This is a genomic window from Kosakonia cowanii JCM 10956 = DSM 18146, assembly GCF_001975225.1.
Classification (GTDB): domain Bacteria; phylum Pseudomonadota; class Gammaproteobacteria; order Enterobacterales; family Enterobacteriaceae; genus Kosakonia; species Kosakonia cowanii.
In genome coordinates this window covers 2,924,810-2,950,096 of record NZ_CP019445.1, presented here as the reverse complement: position 1 = coordinate 2,950,096, position 25,287 = coordinate 2,924,810, and the positions used below count along the sequence as shown (strand labels likewise).

Here is a 25,287-nt window from a genome sequence, read left to right as displayed (position 1 = left end):
GAGGCAAGTGTGACACAACCGCACAGCGAGTGGACGCAGATAATCCCGCTTTAATCACATCAGCCGCCTGGATCACAAAAAAAGGAGCCGCGAGCGGCTCCTTGCAATGATGCGAAACTCAGTAAGGGCTTTGCGTATGACGCACAATGATCTCGCTGACATCGACGCTGTCCGGCTGCTCAATGGACCACGCGATGGCATCGGCAATCGCCTCTGCGGGTAATGCGATACGGCGAAAACCCTCCATCGACGCTTTCGCACTGGCATCGGTAATGTGATCGGCCAGTTCAGAGGCGACCACACCCGGGCTGACTACCGTGACGCGAATATAGTCGCTCTCCTGGCGCAGCCCGTCGGAGATCGCGCGAACAGCAAACTTGCTGGCGCAATACACGGCGGAGAGCGGAAAGACCGCATGCGCGCCAATAGAGGCAACGTTGATGATCTGCCCTGCCCGCTGCTGCTGCATGGTCGGCAGCACCGCCGCAATGCCGTTCAGCACGCCGTGAACGTTGACGTCGATAGTCTGACGCCACTCCTCCATTTTCAACGCCGCCAGCGGTGAGAGCGGCATTACACCAGCGTTATTGATCAGAACATCGATGCGGCCATGCTGCTGCAGCGCGAATTGCGCCATCTTCGCCAGATCCTCCGCCTGAGTTACGTCAATGGCTAAACAGTCTATGTTACCCAGTTCATCACGCAGGGTCTGCAAACGCTCAATGCGGCGCGCGCCAATGACCAGATGATGACCCGCCTGCACCAGGCGACGTGCGGTGGCTTCACCGATCCCACTGCTTGCGCCAGTGAGCAGAATAATTTTGCGATTACTCATCTCTCTTCTCCCGTATTAAGTGACGCAAACAGGTTAACCAGCGCGCGACTCGCAAAACAGGCGCATTCTTATCCCATGATTGCCTGTTTCTCTTCGCATTGTTCACTTGTTGCGCGTGAATCGGCAGAATGGTTGCTCAAATATCAATAGATGCGAGGAGTAATGATGGAGGAGATGGTCGCGTTACTGCGGGCGCTTGCACCGCACGAAGGCTCTACACGCTCGGCGCTGGAGAGCGTCTGCTTTATGCGCTCAGACCGCCCGCTGGCCCGCACGCCGGTAGTTTACAAGCCCTGCATTGTTATCGTTTGCCAGGGGCAGAAGCGGGGTTATCTGGCGAATCGCGTTTATTACTACGATAAACAGCACTATCTGGTGTTATCGGTGCCGCTCCCCTTCTCGACGGAAACGGACGCCAGCCCTGAGAAGCCGCTGCTGGCGCTGACGGTGGATCTCGATATGACGGTGCTCTCTGAACTGATGCTGTCGCTGGATCTGCCCCCTGGTCGCGCAGAGGCGGCGCCGGAAGGCATTATGTCCACGCCTCTCGAAGCCGATCTTGCCGATACGGCAGTGCGATTACTGAAAGCGCTCTCGTCAAAGCAGGAGGCGCAGGTGCTGGGTCCACAGTTAGTGCGGGAGTTATATTACCGGGTGCTAATGGGCGAGCGTGGCGATGCGCTGCGTGCGGCGCTGGTTAATCAGGGGCAATTTGCAGCGATTGCTAAAGTGTTGCAGCGTATCCATACACATTTTACCGAGCCGCTGCATATTCCGACGCTGGCAAAGGATGCCGGTCTTAGCGTGCCTGCGTTTCATAAACACTTTAAATCCGTCACCAGCACCTCACCGCTGCAGTACATCAAGTCTGTGCGGCTTAACCAGGCACGCTTATTGATGATTCGCGATAACGCAACCGCTGCGGGTGCAGCTTTTCACGTTGGCTATGAGAGCCCTTCACAGTTTAACCGCGAGTTTCGCCGCCTGTTTGGCCGCAGCCCGCGGGAGGAGGCAAATGAGATGCGAGCCTCCTTCGCGCTCTTTCCTCCGGTGTGATTACTCTGCGGCTTGCCAGATATGGACACAGTTGCGGCCGCGCTCTTTCGCAATATAGAGTGCTTCATCAGCGCGCTGAATAAAGCGCTCGTAGTCGGGGTGGCCATCAAACATGGCGGCACCGATAGAGAGAGAAATCGGTACCCGCTCACCCTCAGGCGTTTTAATGATGGTCTTTTCGACGCGAGAGCGGATACGTTCGCCAATTCGATGCGTGTCAAACTCTGTCGCTTCAGTTAGCAGGATGACAAATTCATCGCCGCCATAACGAAAGACATAATCACTGCTGCGCACGTTGTCATAAAAAGCATTTGAGACTTTACGCAGGATCTCATCCCCCATGGGATGTCCCCAGCTATCGTTTATTTGCTTAAATTTGTCGACATCAATAATTAACACTGACAGCGGCGTAGAGGCCCTTTGCGCATGGGAAATTTCGCGTTTGAAAATGGTAGGCATAAAGCGACGGTTGAGTAATTTCGTTAAGACATCCATGCCCACTTCGTGGCGGGAAACCTCTTCAAATAGCTCCCGCAGCAATGTGATTATCTGCACCACATTTTTTCTTACGGAAATAAGAAAGCCGACGCGCAGCGCGCGATTACTTAATGCGCGGGGTGTTGCGCGGGTAGACCGAAATATTTCGTCAAGCTCTTGCAGCAGACGGGATATATGGCCAACCTCCGCGATCCCACTAAAATAGTGGCGTCCTTTGTGGTTAAACCATAAACCAAAATCGGACTGGCTGACGGCCAGCGTATTGCCTAAATCAGCATCCATAATGATTTTATAAATCAGGTCAATTTCCCAACTGAGAAGCGCCGCGGTTTGCCGCTCTTTCTCCTCTTCTGCATTCTCCATTAGCGAGAAGATACGATAATTTTCATCCTCTTTGGCTGAGTTATGCTCACTGAACGAGAAGGCTCGCGACATCACTTCCATTGCAAGGTCGATACTGTTGATCGCATGGTGATAAATCTGCAATTTTTCTTCTGCGCTGAACTCACTTTCAATAATCACCGGATAAAAAATCTTCTTAAGGACGCGAAAGCCCATCTCGACCAGTTCGACGGAGATACCAATGCGCGCATGCACTTCGGCAACCGTGTGCTGCTGCTGAATCAGGCGCTCGATATCATCCGGTGTGCAGGCTAATACTTCCTTTATCCAGCGCTCCAGCGCGGATTTAAGATGTATTTCAACCTGGGCATTAGAGAGAAATTCACGGGCATGGGGATCGGTTAATACGATGCGGTAAAAGGTTTCACTAAGGTCGTGCGCATGGGTATGAGCCACCTCAGCGGTGAGACGGCGAATGTTGTGATCGGTCTTTTCTAATAGGGTAAGCCATTCACCCTTCATCGATTTAAGATAAGTTTCCATCATTCAGACCCTTACGGTAGTTAACACATCTTACGTTCAGGATGTTGCAAACAAACGTCCATCGACGCAGATCGACAGGGCCAGAATTAGCGTGGCACCGCCCACATATTCCCTCTTTTAGCGTCCGGGCGGTCCTCGCTCACGATTTAGAAATTACATGGGAAAACAGCATGTTAGACTTCTTTTTAACCATGTAAGAAGGCAATAGTAGAAACGTACCGAAATAGAGTATAGCCCGTTCAATTACTATCACAACCTGGAATAATAACCTGCGTTGAACGTTAAGATCTTATTTAAGACTATTTAATTACGGCTTCGTGCGGGAGCAATTTACAATCCGAAACACTCTCCCAGGCATTATTCTATATGGTAATTAATCATATGAAGATCTATACAATAAGCGATGATGTATATTTTCAGAACGGAATGATTTCATTGGCTAATGCAAGAGGCTGGACAATCGAAGCGCAACAGTTCAACCCGCAATTACTCACCGAACTAACTCTGGACGACGTAGTTATTCTCCATCTCGATAAAAAGAATATGGCTTACGCTAAAGCCATCTCCCCGCTCAATAAAGTATGCAAGCTTCTCGTTATTTCCGGCACAACGCGAAATATTTTGATCGACGAAGCGGATATTGTGCTTAAAGCCCAGGACTCGCTAAATGAGATTAGCCACGCGATTAAAAAACTCGCCAAGCTCAGGAAAGAGGCCACGCATAAAGAAAACGTCCTCAGCGATATTGAAAGGATTGTGTTAAATGAATCGCTGAAGGGGAAAAACATCCATCTTATTGCCAAGCTACTCTCTATTTCACCGAAGCGGGTTTATGCCTACCGAAATAAAGCATGCAAAAAGATGGGCGGGAAAAAGATCAGCGATCTCCTGCTGATTAAAGATAATTTGCTGGAGCATGCCCACCTGTCATCCCCTACTCTCTCTCCTTAGACTGGTAATGTCCGTCTGCAGCGTATAGCCACTCCAGACGGACATGCACTACCAGAGCTGCGACTGTTTGTTTATCTCATCCCAGCGAAAACACATATCACACGCCATCAAAAAATCGTTATGCCACAGCCTGTAAATATGCAGGAAGCTAAACGCGAGGCACGGTAGCAGACACAGCAGGAAATAGGCTTCGAAGAAAATTGCTACGCCCGAAAAATCAAGTAATAAGCTGATTACGGCGATCCAGAGCGCTTCAATTACCAGTAAGCTCAAAAGCCGCAGCCAGAAAGGTGTACCTGTATTAATGAACCGGGGCAGCGAACTGGCGAAGTAGAAGTCAATTTCACGCATAAAGAGGCGCCCAAGAAAGATATAGCGCCTCGATAACCGAACAAAAAGCAAACTCATCGCCAGCACAATTGCGCAGAGCAGCAGCATCGCGACCATAAGCGGCGCGAAGAACACCCCCTGTTCGAGGGAAAACTCAGGCTGGTTTTTAAGCGGCACAATGGTTAACAGGCTTACGCCGAGGCTGATCAACAGGTAGCGGGCAACATAACGGTGAAGATGCTTAAACTGCACTGTTTCATTCGCTTCTTGCCCGATAAGCTTGATGTAACTGCTTCTGATACAACGAAACACACCAAAGAGAAAGAGCGGCGACAGCGCAGCCAGAAATGGCAGCACCCGCTCTGGCGTAAAAAATAACAGCGCCGCCTGGGTAATAAGCCAAAAGAGCGTTCCGCTCAGCAGGCTGGCGATTGCCGGTCGCGACAGCGCCCTTTCCAGCCGACCCGCTTTTTTGCCAATAAAGAATGAGAGATCGATATTTTTAATCACACATTTATACGCCCAGTAGGCTTTTAGCTCCCAGATAAAATGAAACATCACCAGCGCGAGGATCGCGCTGGTGATCATTGCGTCCTGTGATGTCAGGTTAAACGCCGCGTTTTTCCAATATAGCCCCAGCAGCAAATAGATAATGGCGCAGAGCAGCAAAAGGATTTTTTTGTCCTGGTGGCGGATAAAAGTCAGGTAATCAGGTATCACGATGGCGCCCTCACGCTGATAAAAGCGTTTTGCAGTGCCGGGACATCGCGGGCGTAAACCCGATAAAGTCAGTGAGCATCTGAGCAAGGTAGGCTTTATTGCTGATCTCGACAAACTGCACGTCCGGCTTATGAATAAGCCACCCATCGATTGAGTCACGCCATTTAACGGTGTGAGTCAAATGGCGCGCGAGATTTTCTTTGATCTGCTCAGGGTGATACTCCGCCTTGCCGGAAACATTCATGACCACCGCATGGCGCGGTGGCGTAACGTCCACTCCGGCAAGATAGTCCCGCATCAAGGCAACGCCCTCGGTCATCAAACGCGTATGCCACGCGCCGCTAACGCCGAGTTTGACCGGTTCTAATCCGTTCTCCAGCAACAGACGAGAAAAATCACGTAGCGGCGCGATCGCCCCGCCAATGACCTGCTGCTTAGGGCTGTTATCACAGCTAATATCGACAAGTAACCCGGCATGGTCGATCAGTTCGCGCAGGCGCAGAACATCAATACCTTTCACCGCCGCCATCTCGCCTTTGTGCAGACGGCTGATTTCATGCATAACCTTCGCGCGAAAGTGAATCGCCTCAAAGAGCCCCTCCAGAGAGAGTGCACCTGCGGCATAGAGGGCACTATATTCGCCAACGCTGTGCCCGCAGGAGCCGACAATCGCACAGGGATCAATTTTTTGCTGGCAGAGGGTATAAAGCGTGACATTAATGGCCGTCACCGCCAGTTGCTGCACAGTCGTCTGAATCAGCCGGTTCATCGGGCCTTTCAGGCACAGGCGCCGAATATCAATCCCCGAGACATCGCTGGCACAATCCCAAATATGTTTGGTTGCCACAGTGAGATCCCATAAGTCAGCCCCCATGCCGATGGCCGGGTTCCCCTGTCCGGCGAACAGTAATACAACCGCTTTTTCTGTTTTTTGTTCACTCATCTGTCATGTCCTTATAAGAGATAGTTAAGCCCCAGATAAAATCCGACGGTTTTGCCAAAAAAAGCGAATTCCGTATCCTGTTTCCCAAGCCCGGCCCAGCCGCCGGCATAGACATTCAGGCTATCGTCAAAGGAGGCTAAGGGCGTCGAAAGGTGTATGCCTAACAGAGCGCTGTTATCGCGCATATTCATCGTGATATAGGGCTGAAGCGTTGCCCCCTTCTCGCTGCGAACGCTGCCATAGGCGCTCAAATAGTGTTTTCCCTGCAGTTGCCCTTTGTTGGCAATATTGCCGATTTCGGCCCCCATCAGATATTTGTAAGCGTCAAAGATCTGATCTAATAACGCCGACTGCGACGCTCTGTTCAGGTAACGTGAAAGTTGCGCCTGCTGTTGCCATTCACTGTCTGAATAGCCTTCACTCTGGAAGTAGTATTCAAGCCCCAGCACAGCGAAGTCGCGGGTGGTGTACTGCGCACCTAACGCCACTTCTACTCCCGGTTTTCGGTCTGCGCGATAAAGCGAAGAGGGAAACTGATAATCCACAACCTCTGCGGCACGTTCAGGCGAAAAATGGCGCCATTGCTGAGCGTTGTGCAACGCCACTTCGCCGTTAAAAGTGAGCGCTGGCGTGTAGCTGAAGCTGTCCGAGAGCGCGAGGGATCGTTTATCACCCAGCAGCAGGCTAAGAGCAGGCGTGTGGTTCGCCAGGTGGTAGTCGGTATAACTTAAGAGATACCGCGCCTGCGCATTGCCGCGCCGGTTTGCTGACCAGTGGCTGGATGTTTCATACCGCTGGTTGATGGTTGCCAGCTGCGGCGCAACCGTAAATACGAGGCTGTAGTCGCGATGGTTATCGACCAATCGCGCGCCCCATGATGATTCGCTATAGTTCGACCGCATGGCGGGATCGTAAATGCGGGTGCTTTTAAAGCCCGCGTAATAGTTGCTCATCAGCGCAGCGGGCGATTTAAGAAAAAAGAGCCCCGGCGTTGCCGGTAACTTCCCGGCCTCAAGGCGAAGCTGATCAGAGAGTGTGTAGGTGAGTTGTAACCTGTTGAGCAGCATACGCGAGCGCTGCTGATCCTCTTCAAAAGAGCCGGGCAGATGCCATGCGTAATAAGCAAGTCCGTAGAGGGAAAATCGATATCCAGGCGATTTTCAATGACCGCACATTTGCTGCTGAATTTTATCCCGGCATCCTGAAAAGCATTTGTCGGGGTATAAGCACTTTCTCCGGCGGTTCTCCACGGCGAAGCTGTTCGCGTTATATAGGAGGTTTGCAGCATCAGCGCGGTTTCGCTATTTGCGGCCACCTCATCACCGGAGAGGCAGGACGCCTGCGAGAAAGAGGCAAGCAATGACAGAGGAATGAGCAGAGTATTAATGAGTGATTTCACTTCACACCCCGCTGAATAGCTTCCCTGGTAAAGTAAAATTCGGGCAGAGACTCAAGTCTGACCTCACTGTATTCCATAACGGTAAATCCCTTCTGGTGACGTGCATCATGCACAACGATTTTCATCGGCCGTGCCTCTCCGAGCACGGTCTGGTAATCCAGATAACTCACTTCTTTAAGTAATTTCTCATCCTGTGAATAAAAGGAGGCGCTATAAGGGCGAAAACTCTCTTTCTCGACCAGATAGACAATTTTGGGATAGGTTGCCGCGGGAGTTTTTCGCTCAAGGGAGAGTCGATAACAGAGGCGCTTTCCACAGGCCGCTTCGCCAGTGAGTTGAGCGTTATAGGCGTAATCGAAATTGGTAACAATGACATCGCTATTCGCGATCTGTCCGACTAAGCGCTGCTCAGGCGAAACAGGCATTGGACGACGTAACTCCGGCGAGTAGAACCATAAGTCATACCAATCCGAGAGCATAATTTTGCCTTTATCTCTGGCAGGATAGATAAAGCGCACAAGGGATCTTGCATCCGCAGGCCGGCCATTTTCGGGCTTCATAAAGCGCATCGAAACATCGAAAATCTGTGTATTGACCGCCGCACCGGTTTTTTCTTTATATTCACGCACCGTGACGGTATAGCGAAACGGTTGATTTGGAGAGCGTATTTCATCAGCACGGCGGATAATATCTTGCGCTGGCGTCGCATTACAGACCACAGGGATCATCGCCAGCGCGATAAAACATAGAGAGAAAATATTCATAAGCTGTCCTGTTTTATGAAAATTTAAAAGCATCGGCCAGATTCAGTTTTGCTGCGCGTAATGAAGGACGCAGCGAAGCGAAAGTCGCGGTAAGAATCGGTAAGAAAAAGGTAAACCAGACCGTATCTATATCCGTGGTTTTAATAAATGCGGTGTAACCCTGTGACTGTCCCGGCGAGGGCGGCATCGCAATGCCTTTAATATTAATAAGCCAGGCAAGAGTGAACCCTATTGCCAGACTGCCTGCCGCACCGATAATGCCAATAAAAATCCCTTCCAGAATAAATAGCCGTGTGACATGCCACGGCCTAAGCCCGATAGCGCGCAGGGTGGTAATTTCCCGGGTACGCTCAATGATATTCATGGTGAGCGAGTTTCCGATCATAAAAATAACGATCACCGCGACAAGAAGTTTAATAAAGAAGTAAATCCCGGAGAGAAGATCTTCGACCTGCTGGTAAAACGGTGAGACACTACTCCACTCTTTTACGATTAACGGTAAGTGATGTTGGGCAATAAAGTGTCGAAGTTTAGCCGCAAAGCCTGAGACGTTTTCCGTATTAAGCAGAATCAACACCTTGCTGACACCCTCAGTTCCCATCAGACGCTGCGCTGTCGTTAACGGCATCTTCATTGCCGTATCATCGTAGTCTTTAATGCCGGAGGTAAAAATTCCGCGTACCTTTAACGAGATAGCGCCCTGACCTCCATGGGCATTTACCACCATAATATCCAGCCAGTCGCCATACGCGGCGTTAAGGGTTTTGGCCAGACCGTTTCCTGTGGTCACTTCCTCCGTTCTTACGCGTGATAAGTCGCTTCCAACAATCAGCTTATCGAATGAGCCAAGCTTTAATGCGGCTAAAGGTTCGACGCCAAGACCGGAGAAGTAACTGGTAGTTTCGTTTTCATATTGAGAGGCCACGCCAGTAAACTCAAGCTGACCTGAAATCGTTGAAATATCAGACGATAAATCCGGCTGTGCAAGAATGGCCTGCTTCAACGCCGCATAATCTTCAATTAAGCTCTGATTTTTCTTTGCACCTTCAAAATAAGCCGGATTATAAATTTGCACATGGCCAATATTGGTGCGAATGGTTTGCTCTTTCAAAATCCAGAAGGAGTATTGAATAAAACCGCCATACAGAAAAATGGCGACGCCGCCAAGCATTATTGCGGCGAGTGTAGATAAAGTGCGCCGCCGATGGCGAAAAATATTTAATAAAGCAAACTGCGCATCTCTGAATCGAAATAATAAACAGAAAAGAATAAAAAGCAGGATAGCGCTCATCGCCAGATTAACGAATAACATGGTGTATTCCTTTACTTCTCATTTAATAGCGGCATAACTATCTGCGTTATCTCTTGCAGATCCCACTCTGGTGCGGTGCCAGGCGGCAGAAGAGTATATTTCTCCGCGCGCGTTCCCGTTTGCCTTAATTCGTTTAACAGTTGCCCGGCGTCGTGCGACAGCCCGCAATCAATGAGCGCGCGGTAGCGCATATAACGAATGGGGATGAGCATATTCGCATCAAATAAGCCCGTTGCGTTTATCAGGCGTTCGGTATCATGCAGAGCGATGATGCACCGACCACTTTTTGCAGGTAAGTAAGCATCAATACGCGCACGTAAATAGTGTAATCGCAGATTATCGTCGTTTGACTCTACCGCCTCATCGAGATAGAAAAAACCGGTTTTTGCATACTCTGCGGCATGGATAAAGTCATTTATCGCCACATAATGTTTGGCCTGTTGTAACAGACCATAGGCGTAAAAGATCAGCGAGGCGACATGGTGTTCACGGCGATACTCATTCCATAATGCGGAGGTGGTTTCGATCAGCGCGTGCTGCTGTGCTGGAAAACCCTGCGCTATTATTTTCTCAACTTCAGACGCTGGCGCGGCAAATGCCCCATTGACCACCAGCGTTAAACCAATGATTACACTCCTAAGTCGATACCGTTTACCGGGTCGAATCATAAGTTAATTCTCCATCCGTGATTTCAATAACCCGCTTTGCCCGATCCTTGAGCTGGGTGGAATGCGTGGAAACGATAAAGGTGGTTTGTGTTTGCTGATTAATTTTTAACAGCAAATCTATGATCGCCTCACCGGTGGCTAAATCCAGATTGCCCGTCGGTTCATCGGCGACAACAACGCAAGGCTGATGCGCAAGCGCGCGGGCAATCGCCACACGTTGCTGCTGACCACCGGATAATTGGCCCGGTTTTCGCCGAGCAAACTGCGCGAGGCCGACGCTATCGAGCGCATATAATGCACGCGCTTTCGCCTCCTTTTTATTGCAATAACCGTTGAGAACCAGCGGGTAAAAAATATTATCCAGCACATCCAGCACCGGGATCAGATTAAAGAACTGGAAGATAAAGCCGAGATGTTGACCACGAATCGCGGCCATCTCCTTTTCGGGAAGAGCGTTGAGCAGATGATTTAAAAAAATAACCTGTCCGGCGCTCGGCTGATCAATTCCGGAAAGGATATTAAGCAGCGTACTTTTGCCGCTGCCGGAGGGACCGCACAGCGCGATAAATTCCCCTTTCGCAATCTCAAGGTTCACGCCTTTTAAGGCGCTAACCTGGCTTTCACCTGTGCCGAACTGTTTTGAGATATCGCTGAGTACAATGGCTGGTAGAGCGTTTACGCTGTTTTTCATGCGCCTTCCTTTTCCATGTCGATCCAGCTGTCGAACCAGGCGCTACCACCGAAACTGTCTTTTACGATAGTGCGTATTTTTGTCCCGCGAGGAACGTTCTGTTGCAGGTACTCCCAGCTCAGAGCAGGGGTTAAACAGCCGCTGGAACCAAAAATGGTGCTGAGATCGAGTATGTTCACTGCCTGTTCAGGCTTCATGGGGTTTGTGGCCGGTCCGGCCTGCGCAAACAGGTCGATATCGCTCGCATTCTCATAGAGTTCACGCTGAGTTTGCGCGCCATCCTGCCAGCTATGGTAATTTCCGCAGCGGACACTGATGCCACCTGCACGGCGGCTAAAAATAAAGCAGCCGGCACGTTCAACGCTTAAGTGAATACCGCTTACTTGCTGCGCCCTTCTGTTCACAGCCTCTCCCGCTAATGCCGCTTCGGAAAAGACCAGCAGCGGTATTGCGCGCCAGGCGGCGCACACCACCACAAAATCAAACGTATTCCAGCAAAGATAATCCTGCGCGCTGCGCATCGCGGCGATCAGTGATAATTTCTCGCCGCGCATTTTGCAGCTGACATTTTTGATGGCGAATTTCTTCAGAAGATTTTTCGGCAACGTATCGATAGTTGAGGTGTGCAATGCGCTGCTGATATTTTCAAAAATGGCACTCTCGCCCCACGCATCAACGTAGATAAACGCGGTGCGCGATTTTAATAACAGCATCCGTTCTTTTGCGCCCAGGCTCTGTAATGCACTTTCCGCTGCCTGCTCAAGCGCCTCGATATAGTGGATATAGTCCGGTTTACGCACCATCTCTCGCGCATAGACCGCTTTGCTGGTTCCGAAGCGCTTAAATCCCCAGCCACGTTTAGCCGTTGCTTTCAGCGCCTGGTTATAGAGGTGCGATTCCCAGACATTTAGCCATCCGGGGTAGTAAATATAAAAATCATCTTCCGGCTCGGTCATCGCAAAGGCATTAAGATACATTGCATCGTTCATCGACTGGTCTCCTCTTTCGCGAAGAGAGAGATGACGACGCCGATAATTGAGCCATCCACGCCGAGACCGGTTTTTAACAGGTGTAGCTTTTGATGAGACATGACCGGCTGATTAACCAATAGCTGATGAGATATTTCATCACTTATTTCATCGTTCGCCACTGCCGGAATTAGCTCTCCCTTTCGCAACGCCTCCGCACCAATAATGAGATCGATAATGCCGGAGCCGGTCGCGGTATAACCCATCATGCCTTTATAGGCCAGTACCGGTATCTTCTGCTCGCCCACCAGCATTGAAATCGCTTTCGCTTCCGATTTGTCGCTGGTTGAAGAGCCGTTGCCGTGCGGAATAATGGCGCAGAGTTGCTCCGGTGTCACCGCGGCTTCACTCAATACGCTGCGCATCACTTTTAAGAGATTAGAGCTGAGCCAGCCGGTATCGTGACTACGCCCGGCACTGGTCTGGATGTAATTTGATTTCAGGCGGACAGCGTTGTGCCTCTCCTGACTGCCACGATATCCATCGCGCTCCAATAACATCACCGAACAACCTTCTGCAAATAAGACCGCCTGGCTGTTTTTACCAAACGGCTGTACCACCTTGCTTGCCAGCATCGACTGATTTTCGAGGAACCAGATATCCTGGGTGTTAATTTTTGAACAATTAATAATACAAACCAGATCAAGGCCGCCGCGCTCAATTGCCTGACAACCCAAATGGATGGCCGTCAACGCGGAATTACTGGTGCAGTGCATCGCAGCAGGCAGGATTTGCAGGCGGTATTTCTCTGCCAGTTTGAAAGCCAGATAATCCTGAGACATATTTCTGACATGCAGATTTTTTATCGAGGCAGAGAGCGCAACGTCTTCAATATCGTTTTTGTCGTAAAAGGATTTGTAATCCATCGCATCAATGCGCGGTCCGAGACCGGTCAAATAGACTCGCACTGACGCCCCTGCTAACGCAGCAGAGGTCAAACCTGCCTGCGCCATTGCCTCTTCGATTAAGCGGTAGATCAGGTCAAGATCAGACTCCTTTGTCGCATTAAGCCTGGCCACGCTGACATTACGCTTAAACCCACATTTGATAGCCTCCTCTTCGCTGGCAAACCAGGGCGCAGTGTTAACGCAGATACCCTGCCGCAGATTGCTCATCAACTGCTCAGCATGATTTGCATAAGGCAATGAAAGGCTGTAGCCGGAAATCAAAGCTGCATTTTCCACGGCGCTATCCTTTTATAACCATCGCGTAGTAATTGCCGCCCTCAGTAGCGCCGACCAGCAGCGCATGGCGAACAGCAAGCTTGAGCGGTTGGCGCACAAAATTCATTCGCTTATCAAAGAAGGAATCGGTGCCAGCAATCGCCGGTACAGTTTGCGTTTTCATGCACTCGGTAAGCACCAGCAGGTTCAACAGACCGGCCGCCGATGCGACGAAACCGAAGTAAGCGTTGTAGTTAACAACCGGCACCTGCGGGTGCGACTGATGGAAAACCGCGTAAAGGGCGTCGATCTCAATCTGCGAATGCGCAGGCCCGCCATGGCTGCTGCCGCACACCAGATCGATCTCGTGGGTACCCAACCCGGCATCGGCAAGCGCACGTTGAATAGCCAACACCATGGCAGCCGATTTTTCGCCTGATTGGGCAGGATCAAACCAGCTGTTATCACAGGATTTGCCGTAGCCAATGATTTCGGCCAGAACCTCAACTCCGCGCTCGCGAGCAGCCTGCGGATCCTCAAGCAACACCATGCAGGCGCCTTCACCCGGTACATACCCTTTTGCCTTCTCGCTATAAATTTGATAATCGGCCGCGTCGGCGATCATGGCGATTTTCTGCGTAACGGCATCCATATAGAGCGCCATGGAGGGAAAATACTCATCTGCGCCGCCGACAATGACCTGCGGCTGCAGATTCTGTCGCACAAGTTCGTAACCATAGGTCAGTGCGCCGAGCGCAGCATTTTCACCGGTTGCAAGCGTCGTGGTATAGCCTTTGATCCCTTCAGAGATGCCGCAAAAAGTGGCAATAGCGTTCATTAGCGAGCCGGGAAATTCCGAAGTGCGAACTTTGCGCGGATCGGGTTTCAGGCTTTGCAAATATTTATAGGTTGTCTCCTGCGGACCGCGTGACATGCCCATCACCATGCCGAGGTTTTCACCGTCGCGCTTAATTTTGCGCTTACCGCTGTTTAACGCCTCTGAGAGTGCGACCAGTGCAAATGTTCCCCCGCGAGTGGCTTTACGTGAATCAAAGCGGCGCAGATATTTGCGGGGTTCCAGATTGTTCACCTGGAAGGTTTTGAAATGCGCCTCCTCTTCCGGCAGCCTCCCCTCGCCCACAGCATGCTGACTGCCAAAGATGTCGCTCAGTTGGTTGGTTTTCTCCAGAACCCCTAACAGCTCACGCGCCTCGGTGAGGGTATCCTGCGGGAACTTCACTCCGCCCAGGGTTCCGGTAGCGCTGCGCTGCCAGATGTTATGCAGAATGTCGCTTACCGTGTGACCAATAGCCGTTACGGCACCAGCGCCGGTTATTGCAACGCGTTTCGGGGAATAGTGTGTTACAGGTACGGTTCCGGGTCGGGTGCTAATAACCATGCAGCAGTTATTACCGCCAAAGGCATAGTTGTTTTTCAAAAAGAGATTAACCGGTTTCTCTCTGAACTCATTTGCTACGTAATCCAGATCGCAGTTGGGACGCGGGACAGAGAAGTTGAGCGTAGGCAAAACGATATTGTCAGGTAGTGTGACCAGACAGGCGATTAACTCAACGATGCCGGCAGCGCCGATGTTGTGACCAAAATAGGACTTTGTTGAGCTGACAAGCAAATCCTTGCGATGGGCAAAGACTTTGTTCATCGCCATGGTCTCGATTCGGTCGTTAGCTTCCGTTCCGGTACCATGCGCATTGACGTAGTCAATCTGGTCAGGGGTGACGCCCGCGTTCTCCATCGCTTTGAGCATCACCTGCACAGCACCATTGGCGCGCGGATCGGGCCCGGTCTCGTGGTAAGCGTCGCAGGATGTGGCATAGGAGAGGATTTCGCCATAGATAGTGGCCCCACGTGCTATGGCATGCTCATACTCTTCCAGTACCAGCGCCCCTGCACCTTCACCGATTGACATACCGGGCTGGCCAGAGAAAGGGGTACAGGTATCGGGATGCATAACGTTAAGGGCGTAGAAACCGGCGAAGGTCGGCAAATAGATCGGTTCCGTTCCCACAGCCAGCATGGTTTTGCTTTTGCCGTTTTGCAGATAGTCGAACGCCATGCCAATAGCATTTGGGCTGGCCGTACAAGCGGTCGCTACCAGTTCTACCCCGCCTTTCAGACCAAGCAGCGTTGACACACTTGAACAGCATGAGGCGAATCCGCCAGCATAAAGAGCCTTACGCAGGGAAAAGTCTTCGATGCGTTGTTCAAAAAGTGGCAGAAAGGCTTCGGTACCCGCAGAGGAGACGCCAACAATTAACCCCGTCTCTTCCAGTACAGGCAAGTTTGTGATGAGCCCCGCCTGGCTTAACGCATCCTTACCCACTTTATAGGCCCAGAGCGCAGCGTTATCCAATGACTGCACAATCTCATCTGACAGCTCAGGGAACTGAATGTCGTGCAGCACCTCCGCGGCACGGGCATTTTCGAACCATTTCGCAAAACGTTGGCTATCCGTTACACCACATCTCTTATTAAGAAGTGCGGATTTAAAATCCTGAAGGTTTTCAGCCAGAGACGAGAGTATGCCCATCCCGGTTATAACGACTCTTTTTCTACTACTCTTCATTATTCTTCCCTGCAGCGGCAATGATGAACAGACCACCTGGATCGAGGCGGGTAACAACGCCAGTCGGCGCATTTGCGTAAAGCTGGCGTTATGGATGATTACGCGTGTCGTGCTTTCATGGCGTCGATATAACTGTGCTCCGTCGGGCTGACTAACAAACTCAGGTTATAAAGGAAGGGAAGATTTTGTGTTTTTGCCGGGATCTTCGCGGTCGCGGTTTCGATGGTGAAACCTGAAATATCTGACCAGGCGTAATCATGATCGAGCAGTGCGAGGGCAATTGGTGCGCCCAGCGCAGGAGACCAGACGGATTTAATGATGACGCCAACCTGCCGATCGTCGACCAAGACTTTGTCATTGGAAGCAATAACGGCGCTATCCGTCAGCGGAGAAATACCGATAATTTTACGTTTTGCAGGCGCGAGGGATCGTTCTATAACCGCGTCTTTACCGATAAATCCCTCTTTGTCGTATTGCACCGCCCACTGCATTTGCAGCTCAACCGGATGACGGCTGAAATCGGCATAGATACTTTCATCCCAGCACATATTCTCGATGCGCACTGTGTGTTGGTAATCAAGACCGCCAGTTTTTAATTGATATTTTTCACCTTTCTCAACAAGCATTGACCATGTATCAACGAGCGTAGGCTGTGGGCCAATTAACAGATAACCAAACTCCCCGTGTTTGCCGCAGCGAAAGAGGATCAGTTCTCCGTCCTGATTAATATATTCATGGTAGGGTAAGCCGATAATGTCGAAGCCATAAACTTCCGCGAGTAACTCCCAGGAGTAAGGCCCCTCAACCATAAGCGCCCCCCACGCCTCCTCCGTCATCGATTTGATAACAGGTAGATCAGCGATCTCCAGCGCTTCAGGATGTTGGAGAAGGTTATTAAGAGAGTCGATTATATCGGACGCGGAAATGTTTTCTGACAAGATATAGTAACCATCCGGCGTACATAAAATATAGGCGTCACCTCTAATGGTGCCATCCTCATAAAGCACCAATGAATATAGCCCCTGCTCATCGCGGATAATGGAAACATCAGCCGAAGCAAGATGATTGACTAAAGCCCATGCATCATCCCCCATAACGCTTACTATAGACATGTGAGAGTAATCAACCAGCAGGGCATTCTCTCTTACCGCTTTATATTCGATAGCAGGTTCGTGATAAGCAGCTGGAAGCAGATGATTATTGAAAATACCCATTTTAGCCTTGCCGGCAAGATGCAAGTCATGCAGTGATTTCATAGAAGTCCTTATTAAAATAGTTAACCGAAATTAAGCTTGACGTTTCGTTATCACAAAAGAAGCAAGGCTGTTAATGCTGCGCATATAAGAAGGGTTATCGCTTTCACTTACTTCAATATCAAAAACCTTATCCAGCATTACGATAATTTCGGTGGCGTCAACTGAATCTAATTTCAGGCCATTGCCAAACAAGGGGGTGTCATCGTCAATTTGTGACGGCTCGCGAGAGATGTTTAAGCGCTGGACGATTTCTGTTTTGATGGTAAACAGAACCTCTTTACGCTCTTCAATTTTACTCTGCATTATTGTCATGCTTTTCATCCCTGTTATTTAGTTTCACGAAAATTGATAATGGTGCCATCGCTTATCTTTTTCTTACCGACATTTGCCGTAACGGAGTAGTGTTTAAAACCAGCAGGGTCAGTAAAAGCAGGCCTGCTTATCACCTCAATGGTATCTCCCGGATAAGCTATGTCCTTAAATTTCAAGTTCTGCGATGCCAGAACGCCACGGACTTGCGCCCGGCGCTCGCGAATAATTGCGATTAATTCCGGCTTGTGAATAACGTTATGAATATCGCGTAAACTGGTTAGTGACATACCAAACCGTTCGGCACAGGCGTCGCAAATATCACTGATGAAAGAGAAATACTCACTCGCCTGACCAAATATCTCCGCAACAATCACACCCGGCATAATAGGGTTTTCGGGAAAATGCCCGTTAAGATAAGGGTCGTTATAGGTAACATGTTTGATTACCCGGATATAACCATTTTCACCATATTTATACTCTTCTATACGATCGACCATCATAAGAGGCTGGCGCCAGGCGCCCATCTCAAGAAAGAGCTTTGGAGGAATAGTGTATTTTGACATAAATCACCGCATCACTAGCCCACCATCAATAACGATGGTCTGCCCGACAATATAACTGGATACTGAGGAAGATAACCAAACGATGGTATTAGCGACTTCATTACAGTCTCCTAGCCGCTTGAGGGGGATAGAGTTGGTTACATCACGAACGACGGTCCTTGAAACTTTTTTGACCATCTTTGAGGCAATCATACCCGGCGCCACGGCGTTGACACGGATTCCACGTGGAGCAAGTTCAGCAGCCAGAGTCCGCGTAAAACCGAGTAACGCCCCTTTAGAAGCGCTGTAGTTTGCTTGCCCAACACTGGAAATAATTCCAGCGATAGACGCGACGTTAATAATTGTCGCGCCTTCCGCGCTCCGTAAGAGTTTCAGCACCGCTTTCGTAAGATGAAAGGTGCTTAATACGTTGGTTTCAATCACGGTATTGAAATCGTCGAAACTCATTGAGGAAAAAAGATTATCTTTAACGATACCCGCATTGTTAACGAGAACGTCGAGACGCTCGATAGCGGAACCAAGATGGATAACCAAATCACCCACACTCGCGGGATTAGCAAGATCGCACTGCAAAACTGTTAAACGGTGGCCATTGTCATGAGTCTCGCTTAATAAACGGAGGGGCTCGGCGTTGCTTTTAAATATTGCAAAGACGTTACAGTTCTGATCCAGATATTTCTCGCATATCGCTAATCCGATATCGCCGCTTGCGCCAGAGACAAGCACATTTTTAGTGTTCAAATCCTTATATGTATACATTCTATTCCTTTATCCTTGCTCAGGAGATAATTGTCACTGCAATAGCGTGTGTTCGACAGTGGGATATGCTTAGTGAGATATGTTCGATATCTCTCTCTTGGATTATCTGTGCTATCCGACCGGAAAGAGAAAAATAGGGACATCCGAAACAGTCATGCTGGACCTCCATATCCTGAAAAGTTATCCCTTCACGAAACCCCAAACCTAACGCTTTCACAAGAGACTCTTTTGCAGCCCAAAAACCTGACGCTCTCTCATAATCCAGACACTCTGCGATAAATTTATCTCTCTCTGAAAGAGAAAACACACGATGGAGAAAACCATCCCCACCATTATTTATTGCTCGTGTAATCTTGCTTACTTCAACAATGTCCGTACCAAGGTAAAAGCGCTTTTTAGCCATAGTTATTAAAGCTGATAACTGATGTTAAATTTCGCCGTAAAATCATCGACGATCATCTTTGAAGGAGAGAGCAAAGGAAGAGACAAAGATAGTTCATATCCCAAAGACTGGACATTCCCTTTTACTCCTCCAGTAACCCCCACGAGTTTGTCGCCACCATATATTTGCCGTGTAGACTTGCTCCCACCTACTTGCCCATAATCAGCCCCAAAGAAAGGGGTAACCCCGTAAAAGCCAGTGTTAATATTAAGAGTATTTTGTATGTAGAAACCATTTATCGCATCAACACCAGAACTGTTTTCAAACCCTCGTACATTCCAGCGATTACCAATATTAAACTGATCCTGAATCGTTAGTGCTGCGGGGCTGTATTGCGCACCGATGGACATCTCATACCAGGCAGGCATAGATGACAACTCCAGCGCCTTTAAATATGTCATATTTAAATTATAGATATGACTGGCGCGATCCACGTCGCCAGATAACATATCTGGTGTTTCTTTTCCAGCTGGCCATTTAACAAACTGCTGCCAACTTAATGTTGAATCTAATGAAGCTCCGTCAAACCCCTGAATATAATTGAAGGCCAGTTTTACGTTGCTCATATCGCGTTTCTGCATTGCCAGTTTGACACCGCCAAACTCATAATCGGCTTTTCTCTTGAAGATTTCCAGGCTTGCTGAAAGTTTCTTTGACATATCGCGAAAAAGTAGGCGCGAAGTTTTAAAACTGTAATATTTATTCCTACACATATAATCATAATCCCATCCAGCAATGGGTATGTTTTGATTTGAGACGCTGGTGCTATAGATAAATTCATAGTCCCAAAACCCATATGGGAAGGAGTACCAGGCGGTTATATTTTTGTAGCCTCCAGTTGTACTACTCGCTCCGGAAAGATAACCCACATCACTTATGCCAGCGATATTGAACAGATAAAGTGCACCACTTGTTATATTTTGCCCAGTACTTTTATCACCCCAATTACTATAATTTGCTTTTGCACTCCATCTCTTTGTACGGTGGGTGTTTATAATGATATTGCTATAACCGTTTTGATTTCCGGGTGCGACATTTATCTTAACATCAACTGCGGGCGTTCTTTGCAAATTTTCAAGCCCTTGCTCAATATCCCTTAGATTAAGAATGTCGCCTTCTTTAAAAGGCAGGATGAGAGTGGTAACGTCACCGCTTTCAATTAAAATATGCTCTATCCGACCCGGTGTAACCGTTATAACAAGCGTGCCTGTAGTTAAATCTTGACTGGGAATGTCAATACGCGTTGTTACAAAGCCAGCATTAATAAAGTAATCTTGAATGATTTTAGCCAGACTGCGAATGCCATTGACGCCAAGGCATTCCCCAGTAAATTTATTTTTTATATCCTTAATATTTTGATCATTTATAAAATCATTATCAAGAGTAAGACTAGTTATGGGATAACATATTTTTTCCTCAGGAACCTTGATATTATCAATAATCAACTCTCTTTTATCAGAGAAAACATCTTTCTTCTCAATTTTATTCTCACGCAATAGATTTGCGTCGTTGCGCTGCTGTTCCCTCGCAAAATGGTCAAGATTGTCGGCTGCGGCCACATGAAAACAAAAAAAACAAATAAGAAAATGGATTTTATAGAGTTGCACTATTACGGTCGCTCAGATTGAATTAAAAGCAGCAGCATTGCTGCTGCTTTTATAACGTTTTTAAATCACAAACCAACGATAGTGCCTGTGCCGGTTAACTGTGCGGTGTTAAGTACAAGTCCCCTTTCACCGCCTAAAACAGCATTAGCACCAGAGTTATGTATTAATTTCGAAGTAATTACTGCGTTGCCTTCAGTATAGATGTTTTTGTAATTGTAAATCGTGCGAGCAGCGTTGACATCGAGATAATCCCAGGCAACCACATTACCATAGTTAGTCACATCAAGTGCTGATTTGATGAATGCTGAACTACCAACCATGTTGCCCTTGCTGCTATTAACAACATTACCTTCCGATTCAACATAAAGCACCGTACCTGCAGCAATATCCTTTTCATTGGTAAGAGTGCCAGTTGTATCTACTTCCAAGGTATTATCAGCAGAAATAGTATTGTAGTTATGCAATGCCCCCGCAACACGTACTACCGAGTTCTGCTTACTACTAACCCACCCATAATTATTAAAATCGCTGCCGACAATTAACGAGAGATGACGATCGGCTGAAATTATCCCTGTTGCATCATTGTTTTCAATTGATCCAGAGCTGTAATTTGACAGAGAGTCAACATCAATATTGAGATCGCCAGTACTATGGATCGTGGCATAATTGTTAACCAAGCGTTTGGCCTTAATATTTGCATCACTTCCACTGACGAGCAAGCCGCGATAATTGTCGAGTGTTTCTGCAACATTCAAAGTTAACGGGCCGTGCTCGGCAATAATGCGACTATGCGTATTATTAATAGACTTAGCGTTAATTGTCACACCATTAGTCCCAATCAATCCGCCAATTTGACCGGGTATTCCGAAGTAATTACCATACCACGATCCGAAATCTTCACCATAGGTGTTATTAACACTGGTTTTAGCATCAATCTTGAGAAGGTTATTTGCAACCATCAATCCATGATAGTTATCAACATCTGCTTCTGTTTGGATTGAGATATCTTTGCCAAGAATCACCCCACCCACGTTCTTGACGTTTTTAGCTTTAATGTCAACATTACCTAACTGTGAACTTACTAAACCAATATGGTTGTTAAAATACCCGGTTAAATCTATGTTAACTCCACGGTCCCCCATAATCTGACCGACATAAAGACTATTATCCATTGTGGAGCCGATGACTGAAACGGTGTCTTTCGAAAGAAGCCTTCCACTGGAGTTGTCGATATTGCCAATTGCAGACAGTGACACAGCTTTATCAGCGGCTATTTTCCCATTACGATTGTTGATCGTACTACTACTTTCCAGGGAGATCGTACCTGATGAACTTATTCCACCAGTCGAATTATTAATCGTGCCAGCTTTTAACTTAATACCGTCGTCACCTGCAATTAATCCTAAGGAATCGTTACTGGTAGCATCAGCAGTGATATTATCTTTGTTGATAAAATACTTAGCCGTCTCAATCTGAATGCCCCCTGCTTGTGACCTAATAAGGCCTTTGGTGTTATCAATATTCCCGGAACTGATCATATCAATTTTTCCGGTAGATTGAATTTCACCTCCAACATTAGTTATCTCTGAAGTTTCAAAAGCAACATAACCACCCTTGATCTGCCCAGCCCGGTTATCTAACTTACCTGTTTTTAAGGCGACAACAGCGGCTTCCAGGCCTGCAGAACTACCTTTACCGCTGTTAATTAACGTTTTGCCATTAGTATTGACACCTAAAATCCCACCAGAAGAAATTTTACCGTTTTTGTTATTAAACTCACCACTATCTATATAGATATCGGATTCTGAAGCGATACTACCGGCGCTAGTGTTATTTATTGAATTCTTCGTCGTGTTAATAAATATTTTGCCCTTACCCGATATATCTCCACCGATATTTTCCAGCACACCATTAGTTGTGATGTTGGTAGAGCCAACTGATTGAACCTCACCGCCAGTGTTAATAAACTTACCATTTACATTAATATGGATATCATTAGCACCACCGGCAATAACCCCCATATTTCTGACACCAACTCCACTTTCAGTACTGATCAAATTAATATGATTTGCGTACATCCCGCCAAGATCAGACACATCAACCGCGTATGTATTCCTGATACCGCTTGCTGTTACATGGCCTAAGACCTCAGCATTTTTATTGACATAATTATTACCTGCGATAACAGTAAGTTCATCCGTCACGATTTGCCCTTGTACTGCAACGGAGCGAGCAAGAATTTCTGTTGGCGAAGAGCTCATTAGCCCTTTGACAGTAATAACACCACCTCCAACTGAATAACCTCTTAACACGCCGTTCTGAATATCTGGTCTACCGGTCGTGATAGTGGCTTTACTGGTATTGATAAAACCACTGCCCAGGCTAGTAGAGATACCATTCGGGTTGGCAATGACTAAATGAGCTTTGTCTCCTGCAACCTCCATCAGGCCTTCAAGCATGCTGGTTTTATTGGAAGTGACTTCATTAAGGATGACTTTGGCGCTACCTGAGGTAAGGTTGCTATTACCCGCTATGACTCCCCCAATTACGGTATTTGTGCCAGATGAGCTGTTATTGAAAATAACCCCGTTCTTGCCAACATTGAAATCATCATAAACGTTATGAGAGAGGCCATTATCATTGGGATTGGCAATATTGATTACGGGTACGCCATTTGAACTGGCAATGGTGCCATTTTTAATATTCAGATCGCCTGCTTGAGCAAGAACCGGTAGAGAGAGCAGAATAGAAGCTGCTACTGGATTGAATCTCATCAAACGCCCTGTTTTTCTTTTACCTTTCATTTATTTCCTACCTGTAATTTATGCAAATTATTAAGATGAGTTTAGCCGCTTACCAAATCGACTTTTGAAGTAGTTTATGTAGGCATCTAAACTCGTTATGCAGATTGAAACCACGCTAACATTGGAGCTCCGCCATTTGTCTTAACACTTATTTCGGCATACGGATTTGCAATACACATACCAAAAACTCACACCCTAAAATTAGTTAATATCAAACACACTTTTTATTTCACACTCTTCTAACAATGAAGAGCTAATAGGAATTTTTTAATTATTGCTAAAGAGCGCATTAAAACAAGTGAATTATCCTTAAAAAAAAGGCCAAGTGCTTACCAAGTAAAATTAAGATGAATTCTTATTTTACCTTTTAACTCAACCATTTATAAAAACAAATTATACGACTAATGAATTTAAGATTATTTCATATAACTACTACAAATATTCAAAACATAAAAATAACATCTGCATTAAAAATTTACATAGGTCGCACCAGGCAGTATTTACCTCCCTTCAGCCAATACTTCCATCAAAGAGTCAATGGGGGCACAAAAGTTTCCATAACCAGGAGCGAGACTAATAGTCATATTATTAAATAAGAAAAATAGCTAAACATAAAATCTTAAAGAAAAATCTAACCACATCGCTCTTAAATAAAGAAATTATTATTTAAGTAATGCTTATGTTCTTCTTAAAAACGAATAAGAGATCTTATCAATAAAACACAAATACGTTACTGACATGTTATCAGCAGGACGGGAAACCACGTTTTTTCATGTAAAAAGAGATCAATAATTTAACACATATTATTTATTAGCTAATTAACACTTTATTGCTATCCAATCATTTTACGGGAAGGTTATTATTTTTGTCGGAAGCAGTGGCTTTGCGTGAGATCGCGATTCATTCGAGTGAGTACATGTTCGCTATCAAATGTAAATGCGCAATATTAGCTTGTTATTAGCACACTTAAGCAAGTTATATCCTTTAGCTTCTTTCAATCAGATTAGCGCGTAATGAGATCTGAATTGTAAAAAAATCCTTGTTAATACAAGGAACCTTTAAGGTTAAAACCATCAAGAGTAAGGTGCATTTATGAAACGTAAAATTTTAGCGCTTGCATTATTGTCTTCTTTTAGCATGGGTGCAGTTCAGGCAGCTGATACTACAGCACAAGCTGTGGCGACATGGTCCGCAACAGCAAAAAAAGATACCACTAGTAAATTAGTGGTTACTCCCCTGGGAAGTCTTTCATTCCAGTACGCTGAGGGCGTTAAAGGGTTCAATACTCAAAAAGGTCTTTTTGACGTTGCAGTTGAAGGAGATTCAAGCGCAACGGCATTTAAACTAACCTCACGATTAGTAAGTAACACGCTAACACAGCTTGATGGATCAGGGTCAACGCTGAATGTTGGAGTTAATTACTTTGGTAATGCGGTCGACAAAACGTCAGATACAGTTCTTGTTGACACCCTTACCGGTAAAAGTGGTGGTCTGAGCAATATTGCTTCTAATTATAATCAAGCAGGTCGTTTTGCTGGTCAGGATGCATTTACATTCTCGATCGCAAGTGCAACTACTGATGGCACAACACCTGCAACAGATTTAAGTGTATTGCCAGAAGGTATTTGGAGCGGCGATGTTAGCGTCCAGTTCGATGCAACATGGACTAGCTAACTTTCATTAATTAAGGAGCGAGGGACCGCTCCTTTTTTTTAGG

The 25,287-nt window shown here is 47.3% G+C and carries 23 protein-coding genes; 3 read left to right on the top strand and 20 right to left on the bottom strand.

What is annotated here, in order from left to right; translation table 11 throughout:
- Positions 1–118 precede the first annotated feature (118 nt).
- Positions 119–835: an SDR family oxidoreductase gene (locus BWI95_RS13845; protein ID WP_076769662.1), complete on the bottom strand. Its 717-nt coding sequence runs from the start codon at positions 833–835 to the stop codon at positions 119–121.
- Positions 836–997: 162 nt separating this feature from the next.
- Here BWI95_RS13845 and BWI95_RS13840 point away from each other — a divergent pair, with 162 nt between their 5' ends.
- Positions 998–1,891, top strand: coding sequence for an AraC family transcriptional regulator (locus tag BWI95_RS13840; protein ID WP_054803132.1), 894 nt, complete (start codon positions 998–1,000; stop codon positions 1,889–1,891).
- Here the strand turns inward: BWI95_RS13840 and BWI95_RS13835 are convergent, their stop codons facing one another.
- Positions 1,892–3,274: a diguanylate cyclase gene (locus BWI95_RS13835; RefSeq protein ID WP_076769661.1), complete on the bottom strand. Its 1,383-nt coding sequence runs from the start codon at positions 3,272–3,274 to the stop codon at positions 1,892–1,894.
- Between the two features lie 381 nt (positions 3,275–3,655).
- Between BWI95_RS13835 and BWI95_RS13830 the strand changes: the two genes are divergently transcribed.
- On the top strand, positions 3,656–4,225 hold the full coding sequence (locus BWI95_RS13830) for a helix-turn-helix transcriptional regulator (RefSeq protein ID WP_080263019.1): 570 nt from the start codon (positions 3,656–3,658) through the stop codon (positions 4,223–4,225).
- 48 nt (positions 4,226–4,273) lie between these two features.
- Here BWI95_RS13830 and BWI95_RS13825 read toward each other — a convergent pair whose 3' ends face one another.
- The 18 genes from BWI95_RS13825 to BWI95_RS24115 all read right to left on the bottom strand — a co-directional run bounded on the left by BWI95_RS13825 (position 4,274) and on the right by BWI95_RS24115 (position 23,570).
- Positions 4,274–5,275 carry a hypothetical protein gene (locus BWI95_RS13825; RefSeq protein ID WP_076769660.1) on the bottom strand — a complete coding sequence of 334 codons (1,002 nt, stop codon included), beginning with the start codon at positions 5,273–5,275 and terminating at the stop codon, positions 4,274–4,276.
- 10 nt (positions 5,276–5,285) lie between these two features.
- Positions 5,286–6,218, bottom strand: a complete 933-nt coding sequence (locus BWI95_RS13820; RefSeq protein WP_076769659.1) for an ACP S-malonyltransferase — start codon at positions 6,216–6,218, stop codon at positions 5,286–5,288.
- 11 nt (positions 6,219–6,229) lie between these two features.
- Positions 6,230–7,171 (bottom strand): hypothetical protein, encoded by a 942-nt coding sequence (locus tag BWI95_RS13815; RefSeq protein WP_232374363.1) that lies wholly within the window; start codon positions 7,169–7,171, stop codon positions 6,230–6,232.
- Complete coding sequence (locus BWI95_RS23740) at positions 7,171–7,617, bottom strand: hypothetical protein (RefSeq protein ID WP_232374362.1); 447 nt, start codon at positions 7,615–7,617, stop codon at positions 7,171–7,173. The genes BWI95_RS13815 and BWI95_RS23740 overlap by 1 nt, the downstream gene beginning before the upstream one ends.
- A complete protein-coding gene (locus BWI95_RS13810; protein ID WP_232374453.1) occupies positions 7,614–8,345 on the bottom strand; it encodes an outer membrane lipoprotein-sorting protein in 732 nt (243 codons plus the stop codon). The genes BWI95_RS23740 and BWI95_RS13810 overlap by 4 nt, the downstream gene beginning before the upstream one ends.
- A gap of 49 nt (positions 8,346–8,394) precedes the next feature.
- Positions 8,395–9,693 (bottom strand): ABC transporter permease, encoded by a 1,299-nt coding sequence (locus BWI95_RS13805; RefSeq protein ID WP_054803128.1) that lies wholly within the window; start codon positions 9,691–9,693, stop codon positions 8,395–8,397.
- A gap of 11 nt (positions 9,694–9,704) precedes the next feature.
- Entirely contained in the window at positions 9,705–10,361 is a 657-nt protein-coding gene (locus BWI95_RS13800) for a hypothetical protein (RefSeq protein WP_076769658.1), read from the bottom strand.
- Complete coding sequence (locus tag BWI95_RS13795; protein WP_076769657.1) at positions 10,345–11,052, bottom strand: ABC transporter ATP-binding protein; 708 nt, start codon at positions 11,050–11,052, stop codon at positions 10,345–10,347. The genes BWI95_RS13800 and BWI95_RS13795 overlap by 17 nt, the downstream gene beginning before the upstream one ends.
- Positions 11,049–12,041 carry a hypothetical protein gene (locus tag BWI95_RS13790; protein ID WP_054803126.1) on the bottom strand — a complete coding sequence of 331 codons (993 nt, stop codon included), beginning with the start codon at positions 12,039–12,041 and terminating at the stop codon, positions 11,049–11,051. Before BWI95_RS13790 ends, BWI95_RS13795 begins: the two co-directional genes overlap by 4 nt.
- Positions 12,038–13,264, bottom strand: a complete 1,227-nt coding sequence (locus BWI95_RS13785; RefSeq protein WP_054803125.1) for a beta-ketoacyl synthase N-terminal-like domain-containing protein — start codon at positions 13,262–13,264, stop codon at positions 12,038–12,040. The genes BWI95_RS13790 and BWI95_RS13785 overlap by 4 nt, the downstream gene beginning before the upstream one ends.
- 4 nt (positions 13,265–13,268) lie before the next feature.
- Entirely contained in the window at positions 13,269–15,827 is a 2,559-nt protein-coding gene (locus tag BWI95_RS13780) for a beta-ketoacyl-[acyl-carrier-protein] synthase family protein (RefSeq protein ID WP_076769656.1), read from the bottom strand.
- A gap of 98 nt (positions 15,828–15,925) precedes the next feature.
- Positions 15,926–17,083, bottom strand: coding sequence for an aminomethyltransferase family protein (locus tag BWI95_RS13775; protein ID WP_054803124.1), 1,158 nt, complete (start codon positions 17,081–17,083; stop codon positions 15,926–15,928).
- Between the two features lie 30 nt (positions 17,084–17,113).
- Complete coding sequence (locus BWI95_RS13770; RefSeq protein ID WP_042713487.1) at positions 17,114–17,395, bottom strand: acyl carrier protein; 282 nt, start codon at positions 17,393–17,395, stop codon at positions 17,114–17,116.
- 14 nt (positions 17,396–17,409) lie between these two features.
- Complete coding sequence (locus BWI95_RS13765) at positions 17,410–17,958, bottom strand: hotdog family protein (protein WP_054803123.1); 549 nt, start codon at positions 17,956–17,958, stop codon at positions 17,410–17,412.
- 3 nt (positions 17,959–17,961) lie between these two features.
- Positions 17,962–18,717: an SDR family NAD(P)-dependent oxidoreductase gene (locus BWI95_RS13760; RefSeq protein WP_076769655.1), complete on the bottom strand. Its 756-nt coding sequence runs from the start codon at positions 18,715–18,717 to the stop codon at positions 17,962–17,964.
- A 19-nt stretch (positions 18,718–18,736) separates the two neighbouring features.
- Complete coding sequence (gene acpS / locus BWI95_RS13755; RefSeq protein WP_054803122.1) at positions 18,737–19,120, bottom strand: holo-ACP synthase; 384 nt, start codon at positions 19,118–19,120, stop codon at positions 18,737–18,739.
- Between the two features lie 5 nt (positions 19,121–19,125).
- Entirely contained in the window at positions 19,126–20,766 is a 1,641-nt protein-coding gene (locus BWI95_RS13750; protein WP_076769654.1) for a ShlB/FhaC/HecB family hemolysin secretion/activation protein, read from the bottom strand.
- Positions 20,767–20,831: 65 nt separating this feature from the next.
- Entirely contained in the window at positions 20,832–23,570 is a 2,739-nt protein-coding gene (locus tag BWI95_RS24115) for a two-partner secretion domain-containing protein (protein WP_054803120.1), read from the bottom strand.
- 1,092 nt (positions 23,571–24,662) lie between these two features.
- Between BWI95_RS24115 and ecpA the strand changes: the two genes are divergently transcribed.
- On the top strand, positions 24,663–25,244 hold the full coding sequence (gene ecpA, locus BWI95_RS13740; protein WP_076769653.1) for a common pilus major fimbrillin subunit EcpA: 582 nt from the start codon (positions 24,663–24,665) through the stop codon (positions 25,242–25,244).
- Positions 25,245–25,287 lie beyond the last annotated feature (43 nt).